General features: G+C 71.0%; 6 protein-coding genes. 4 read left to right on the top strand and 2 right to left on the bottom strand.

The features are described 5' to 3' along the window. Positions 1-30: 30 nt before the first annotated feature. A complete protein-coding gene (hutH, locus tag Q4P07_RS13665; protein WP_303375470.1) occupies positions 31-1,623 on the bottom strand; it encodes a histidine ammonia-lyase in 1,593 nt (530 codons plus the stop codon). Between the two features lie 95 nt (positions 1,624-1,718). Further along, a complete protein-coding gene (locus Q4P07_RS13660; protein ID WP_303375469.1) occupies positions 1,719-2,231 on the bottom strand; it encodes an ASCH domain-containing protein in 513 nt (170 codons plus the stop codon). A 40-nt stretch (positions 2,232-2,271) separates the two neighbouring features. On the opposite strand from Q4P07_RS13660, the gene Q4P07_RS13655 reads away from it, so the two are divergent. From Q4P07_RS13655 to Q4P07_RS13640, 4 genes are all read left to right on the top strand, one after another. Further along, entirely contained in the window at positions 2,272-3,078 is an 807-nt protein-coding gene (locus Q4P07_RS13655) for an IclR family transcriptional regulator (RefSeq protein ID WP_303375468.1), read from the top strand. Beyond that, positions 3,075-4,430: an MFS transporter gene (locus tag Q4P07_RS13650; protein ID WP_303375467.1), complete on the top strand. Its 1,356-nt coding sequence runs from the start codon at positions 3,075-3,077 to the stop codon at positions 4,428-4,430. Before Q4P07_RS13655 ends, Q4P07_RS13650 begins: the two co-directional genes overlap by 4 nt. A 98-nt stretch (positions 4,431-4,528) precedes the next feature. Further along, the gene (locus Q4P07_RS13645; RefSeq protein WP_303375466.1) at positions 4,529-5,974 is read left to right on the top strand and encodes a pyridoxal-dependent decarboxylase; all 1,446 of its coding nucleotides are present in this window, start codon (positions 4,529-4,531) and stop codon (positions 5,972-5,974) included. Between the two features lie 43 nt (positions 5,975-6,017). Then, positions 6,018-7,010 carry an NAD(P)H-quinone oxidoreductase gene (locus Q4P07_RS13640; protein WP_303375465.1) on the top strand — a complete coding sequence of 331 codons (993 nt, stop codon included), beginning with the start codon at positions 6,018-6,020 and terminating at the stop codon, positions 7,008-7,010. Positions 7,011-7,075: the final 65 nt, after the last annotated feature.

Here is a 7,075-nt window from a genome sequence, read left to right as displayed (position 1 = left end):
CGTGCTGGTCAGTCCGAACGGTCGTGCTGGTCAGTGCAGGGGGCCGGTATGGCGTTCGGCGGCCGTTCGGACGGCGCCGTCGAGCACCAGATCGACCGTGGTCTCGATCTCGGGTGAGAGGTAACGATCTGGCCCAGGCCCCTGGACGCCGTTCTCGCGCAACAGCGCAACGATGGCAGCGGTGGCCGGAGCGGGGGCGAGCGGTGCGCGCATGTCCAGGGCGCGAGCTGCGGTGAGGACCTCCACTGCCAGCACCCTGGCCAGCCCGTCGACGCTGCGACGCAGCTTGCGCGCCGCACCCCAGCCCATCGACACGTGGTCCTCCTGCATGGCCGAGCTCGGGATCGAGTCGACACTTGCCGGGCTGGCGAGCCGCTTGAGCTCGGAGACGATGGCGGCCTGGGTGTATTGCGCGATCATGTGGCCGCTGTCCGTGCCCGGGTCGTCGGCAAGGAAGGGCGGCAATCCCTGATTGCGCGCCACGTCAAGGAAGCGGTCGGTCCGACGCTCGGAGATGCTCGCCACGTCCGCGGCGATGATCGCCAGGAAGTCGAGCACGTGCGCGACCGGGGCGCCGTGGAAGTTGCCGTTGGACTCGACGCGACCGTCGAGGGTCACGACGGGGTTGTCGATCGCGGCGGCCAGCTCGCGGTCGGCCACCACCGCCGCGTAGTCGACGGTGTCCCGTGCCGAACCGTGGACCTGCGGCGAGCATCGGAGCGAGTAGGCATCCTGCACTCGGGTGCAGTCTTCGGTCCGATGACTTTCCCGGATCTGGCTGTCGGCCATCGCGGCGCGCAAGTTTTCGGCCGCGACGCCCTGTCCTGGGTGCGGGCGAAGCGCCTGCAGATCCGCGGCAAACACGTCGTCCGTGCCCAGCTGCCCCTCGACGCTCATCGCGGCGGCCAGGTCGGCGGTGGTCAGCAGGGTCCGCAGGTCGTGCAGAGCGAGGATCAGCATGCCGAGCATTCCGTCCGTGCCGTTGATCAGCGCCAGGCCCTCCTTCTCTGCGAGCTGGACCGGCGTGATGCCAGCCGCGGCCAGCGCGTCGCCAGCCGGCATCAGCTGACCCGGCTCTGCGGGGTCGCTCCGCGGTCCGTGGACCCGGACCGTACCCTCGCCCATGACCGCGAGCGCGCAGTGCGCCAGCGGGGCGAGGTCGCCGGAGCAGCCGAGTGAGCCGTATTCACGCACGACCGGCGTGATGCCGGCGTTGAGGAGGGCCGCATACGCCTGGGCGGTCTCCTCGCGCACGCCGGTGCGCCCGGTCGCCAGGGTGGACAGGCGCAGGAGCATGGTGGCGCGGACGACCTCGCGCTCAACCTCGGGGCCAGAGCCGGCCGCGTGGCTGCGGACCAGGCTGCGCTGGAGCTGCGCGCGCTTCTCCGTGGGAATGCTTGTCGTGGCCAGGGCACCGAAGCCGGTCGAGATGCCGTAGTGGGGCACCGTGTCGTTGGCCAGGTCCTCGATGATCTTCCGGGTCGCGGCGATGCCCGTGACCGCAGCAACCGTGAGTCGGACCTTCGCGCCGTGCCGGGCGACGGCGACGACCTCGGCGGCACTCAACGGGCCGACGTCGACGGCGACCTCGGGAGGGGAATCGGGCGCAGGAAGTCGGGACATGACCTGAGTTCACACCCTGCGCCGACGGAGCGCGAGTCCCCGGGCGACAGATGTGTCTCAGATGACAGACTGCATACGGGGTCGAGGATGGGAGATTAGTCCAATCCCGCCCGCTTGGCCGCGTGGGCGGCGCTGACCGGCACCAGGACCGTGAAGCGTTCCAGGACCACCTGCGTGTCGTCGTCCACGGTCACCCCCTCGGGTGCTCGACGCGCGAGGAGGGCGCGATAGGTGCGGCGCCAGGACTCCAGCGACTCTTCCCCCTCGCGACGGGCATGCGCCTCGTCGACGTCGCCGAAGCGCGTCACGCTGACCTCCGTCGAGGCGATCAGTGCCCGAGGGTGCTCGTCACCATCGAGCACGATCGAGAGCACGCCAGCCTCGGGCAGCTCGTCGTCATACTCCCAGGCAGCGCTCGACGTGGCCGTCCGCCGGCCCTGCAACATCAGGTCCAGGAGGCGGTCGGCCTCCTCGGGGGTGTCCCCGAAGGACCAGGCGGCTGGCAGCACGGTGTCCGCAGCCGTGCGGCCGAAGTAGCCGTCCGCCGGGTTGAGCCCGGCCCGGATCTTCGCGTCGTCCCAGAACGAGCGCAGCTCCACGTCCTCCATCGTCATAGCCTAGCCGCCGCCGACTCGCCATACTGGCGCCATGGCCAGCGCAAACGCCCCAGCGGCCGAGCACACCCTCGCGGTGCTGACGCTGCTCGCGCGGCACGCGACCCCGCTCGCTGCGGCGACCATCTCCCGAGAGCTGGGGCTCCCTCGCTCCTCCACCTATCACCTGCTCAAGGTGCTCACCTCGCGTGGCTTCGTGATCCACCTCCCCGAGGAGAAGCGCTACGGCCTCGGGGTCGCGGCGTTCGAGCTCGGGTCTGCCTACACGCGGCACGCCCCGCTGCAGCGGCTGGCCCGCCCGGTCCTGACGCGCCTAGCCGACGGCACCGGTCACAACGCCCATCTCGGTGTCCTGCACGGCAAGGACGTCATCTACGTCATCGAGGAGCGAGTGGCGGGTCGGCCCTCGCTGGTCTCCGACGTCGGTGTCCGCCTCCCCGCCTCGCTCACCGCCACCGGGCTGGCCATCCTCGCCGCCTTGCCGGCCGCCCAGGTCCGAGCGCTCTTCCCCTCCACAGACGCCTTCGTGCAAAGGCACGGGACCGGACCGCGCTCCCTGTCGACGTTGCGGCTGCTGCTGACACAGACGCGGGCCCGGGGGTATGCCGTGGAGGAGGGCTTTGTGACCGCAGGTATGGACTCGGTCGCGGCAGCGGTCCTGGACCATAGCGGCCACCCGGTCGCGGCCGTCGCGGTGACTGCACCCGAGGAGCTGCTCACGCCCGAGCTGCGCACCGACCTCGCGACCCAGGCACGCAGGGCGGCAGAGGAGATCTCGCGTCGGATCGGTCATCGCGGTCAGCCGCCCACCGCTGCAGCGAGGACTAGGGTCGGCCCATGACGACGTCCGATGTCACGCGCGGCGAGCACGTGCCCCGACGCGCCGTCGCTGGCTATGCCGCCGGCAGCGTCGGCACCGGCGGCTTCAGCACCCTCCCCGGGCTGGTGCTGGCCTACTACCTCACTGACACCCTCGCCGTCCCCGCGCTGCTGGCCTCGGTCGTGGTGATCGTGCCCAAGGTCTGGGACGTCCTGATCGACCCCGCCGTCGGCGCACTCTCGGACCGAGAGGCTCGCACCCGCCAGACGCGGACCCGGCTGATGGCCCTCGGTGCGCTCACCCTCCCGATCGGCTTCATCGCGACCTTCGCAGCGCCGGCCGCGCTGTCGCCCGGGGCGGCCGCGATCTGGGTGGTGGTGGCCTTCCTGCTCGCGACCACGTCCTTCAGCCTTTTCCAGGTGCCCTACATCGCGCTGCCGGCCGATCTGACCAACGGCTACCACGAACGCACCCGGCTGCTGAGCTGGCGGATCGCCACCCTGGCGCTGACCATCCTGCTGATCGGCGCCGGAGGTCCAGCGCTGCGGGACCTCGCTGGCGGTGGCCACGTCGGCTACCTGCTCATGGGGGTGGTCGTGGCGGCCGTCCTTCTGGCCGGGATGATGGCCTGCGTCTCCGGGGTCCGCGGTCGCCGACCCCAGCCCACGTCCTCGCAGCCAGCGATGTCCGGCTACCGAGAAGGCCTGCGCACCCTCCGCGAACACGCCACCTACCGCATACTCCTCGGCGTCTTCATCCTCCAGGCCGTGGCGACCGGGGTGATGCTCGCGGCGGCGCAGTACGTCGCGACCTACACGCTGGGGTCGCAGGCCGCCCTCACCTTCCTCTTCGTCGCGCTGGTCGGTCCGGCGCTGGTGGTGATGCCGCTGTGGACCAGGTATGCGGCCCGCTTCGGCAAAGCGCGCGGGCTCACGGCAGCGACGGTCCTGTTTGTCGTGGCGACGCTGAGCCTGATCGCGCTGCCGGTCGCCCCGTCGTGGTGGGTCTACGGCGCCGTCGCGGTGGCTGGCGTGGCCTATGCCGGGATGCAGCTGTTTCCGCTCGCGATGCTGCCCGACGTCATCAGCACGGCGGGGCGTGAGCGGGGTGGCGCGATGAGCGGGTTGTGGACCGCCGGCGAGACGGCCGGCTTCGCCTGTGGCCCGGTGCTGGTGCTGCTGATGCTGGCGGCGGGCGGTTTTGTCTCCAGCGGCCCGGGCGAGGCGGCCAGCCAGCCCGCCGCAGCGCACCTGGGAATCGTGCTGGCCTTCTCCGCAGTGCCGGCCTTCCTCGCCCTGGCCAGCCTGCTTCTCCTGCGCCGATATGACGAGCCAGAAGCAGCGAGCAAGCAGATCGGAGCACCCCAACGATGAGGCCGAGTCAGCAATCAGCGACGGGCGGGCAATCAGCAACGAGCCGGGACCCAGCGAAGAGGACAGACCCAGCGACGAGCCAGACCCCGGACGAGGTGATGGCTCGGCTCGCTGCCTACCTCACCGACGACGCCCCCACCCACGGTGGACGAGTGCTTTCCTACGTCTACGACAGCGGGCGCCCTGAGCTCGACGCGCTCGCCGGGGCGGCGGCCGCCGCAGTGCAGGCGGTCAACGGGCTCGACCCGACCACGTTCCCCTCCGTCGCGCGCCTCGAGAGCGACCTAGTCAGGTTTGCGCGGGAGATGCTGCACGGTCCGACGGCGACCGGTTCGGTGACCTCCGGCGGCACCGAGAGTTGCTTGCTCGCCGTTCTGGCCGCGCGTGAACAGTGGCGGCGAAGGCACGCCGCCGGTGCCCAGCCAGGGACGGTCCGTCCGCTGATCGTGCTCCCCGCCTCGGCACACGCGGCCTTCCACAAGGCGGCTCATCTCTTCGACCTGGACCTGATCCTGGTCCCCGTCGACGCGGCCACGGGGGTGCCGAGCGTGGCCGAGATGGTCGAGGCAATGGATGCGGCGGGCGATGCCCTGGCGCTGGTTGTCGTCTCGGCACCCTCCTATCCGCACGGCGTGCTCGACCCGATCGTCGAGGTCGCGGCAGCCGCGCGCACCCGCGACCTCCCCTGCCACGTCGATGCCTGCATCGGCGGCTGGGTGCTGCCCTGGTGGGGCGCTGCCGGTGGCGACCCCCTCCCGCCATGGGATTTCGCCGTCCCCGGAGTGACGAGCATCAGCGCCGACCTGCACAAATACGGCTTCGCTCCCAAGGGCGCCTCGCTGCTCCTCTTCTCCGACCCTGCGCTCGACCGCGCCCGCTACTTCGCGCTCACCGACTGGCCGGGTTATCCCGTGGTCAACCCGACGTTGCTCGGATCGCGGTCAGCCACTTCGCTAGCGGCCGCCTGGGCCGTCGTCCAGGCCTTGGGGCCTGGAGGGTATGTCGAGCTCACTCGCCCTACCGTCCGGGCCACCGCCGCCGTGCGCGCGGCCGTCGAGTCGATCGACGGCCTGCGGATCCTGGGCGAGCCGGTGGGACCGCTGCTCGCCGTGGCCGCTGATCTGGACACCTCCGGCGCTGTCCGCGCCGACGCCGTCGACCCCCACGCCTGGGCGACAGCGGTCGCCCGGGCTGGCTTCGTCCTCCAAGGGCAGCCGGCCTTCGGGCTGATCCCCCGCTCGACTCATCTCACGATCACGCCGGTCACCGAGCGTGTCCTGGCGGAGCTCATCCCGGTGCTTATCGCTGCTGCGGACGAGGTCCGCGGTGCCCCCGAGAGGGCCGAGGCTGCTGGCGCGATCCCGGACCCCGCCCAGCTGGCCGCCGCGGCTCGAGCCGGTGGCGAGCTGGATCTGGCGTCCGTCCTCGCCCTGATCGAGATGCTGCCGCGGGAGCAGTCCGCAGGGCTGCTGACAGCTTTCCTGGCGGAGTTCGTGGCACCGCCAGCTGGATCGGACGGACAGTCGACCGGCGTCGAGGTCTGAGGGCGCAGATTTGAGGCTCGAGGGCTGGGCTAGCGTCGTCCCCATGCGAGCTATCACAATGACCGAGCCTGGAAACGCCGACGTCCTGGTCGAGGCGGACGTCCCCGAGCCTGTGCTCGCGGACGGAGAAGTGCTGGTCGAGGTGGTGGCTAGCGGGGTCAACCGGGCGGACGTGCAGCAGCGGCTGGGTTACTACCCGCCGCCGCCCGGCACCTCCCCGCTGCTGGGCCTGGAGGTCAGCGGTCGCATCGCCGAACTCGGCCCAGGCACTCAAGACGCCGGTTGGGTCGTCGGCGACGAGGTCTGTGCCCTGCTCTCCGGCGGCGGCTACGCCGAGGCTGTCGCGGTGCCCGTCGGCCAGCTCCTCCCGATCCCTGGTGGAGTCGCGGTCGCGGACGCGGCCGGTTTGCCCGAGGTGGCGTGCACCGTCTGGAGCAACCTGGTCGACGAGGCGCACCTCGCCAAGGGCGAGACTGTCCTCCTCCATGGCGGCTCCAGCGGGATCGGGACGATGGCGATCCAGATCGCCAAGGCTCTCGGCGCGCGCGTCGCGGTGACGGCAGGGTCTGCGGACAAGCTCGAGGCCTGCCGGGAGCTGGGTGCGGACCTCCTCATCAACTACCGCGAAGAGGACTTCGTCGAGGTCCTCAAGGAGGCGACCGATGGCCGCGGTGCCGACGTCGTCCTGGACGTGGTCGGGGCCAAATATCTCGAACGCAACCTCGACGCGCTCGCGCCCGGCGGACGCCTGGTCGTCATCGGCCTGCTCGGTGGACGCAAGGGTGAGCTCGACCTGGGCAAGTTGCTGTCCAAGCGAGGCAGAGTGATCGCGACGTCACTGCGCGCCCGTTCCCTGCAGGACAAGGCCCGGATCGTGGCGCAGGTCCGCGAGCGCGTGTGGCCGTGGATCAACGAAGGCAAGGTGCGGACGGTGGTGGCTTCGCGCTACCCGTTGGCGGACGCGGCACGCGCACACCGCGAGATGGAGGCCTCCGGCCACATCGGCAAGATCTTGCTCGACGTGCGGGAGGCCTGAGAAACCGGCCGCTCGCACGGCATGGACCACCCGCTCGCACCCGAGCTCGATCCGCAGGGTCGATC

It is taken from the genome of Ornithinimicrobium sp. (assembly GCF_030537745.1).
Classification (GTDB): domain Bacteria; phylum Actinomycetota; class Actinomycetes; order Actinomycetales; family Dermatophilaceae; genus Ornithinicoccus.
Note: the sequence above shows the minus strand (reverse complement) of the source record. Positions and strands in the feature narration are given on the sequence as shown.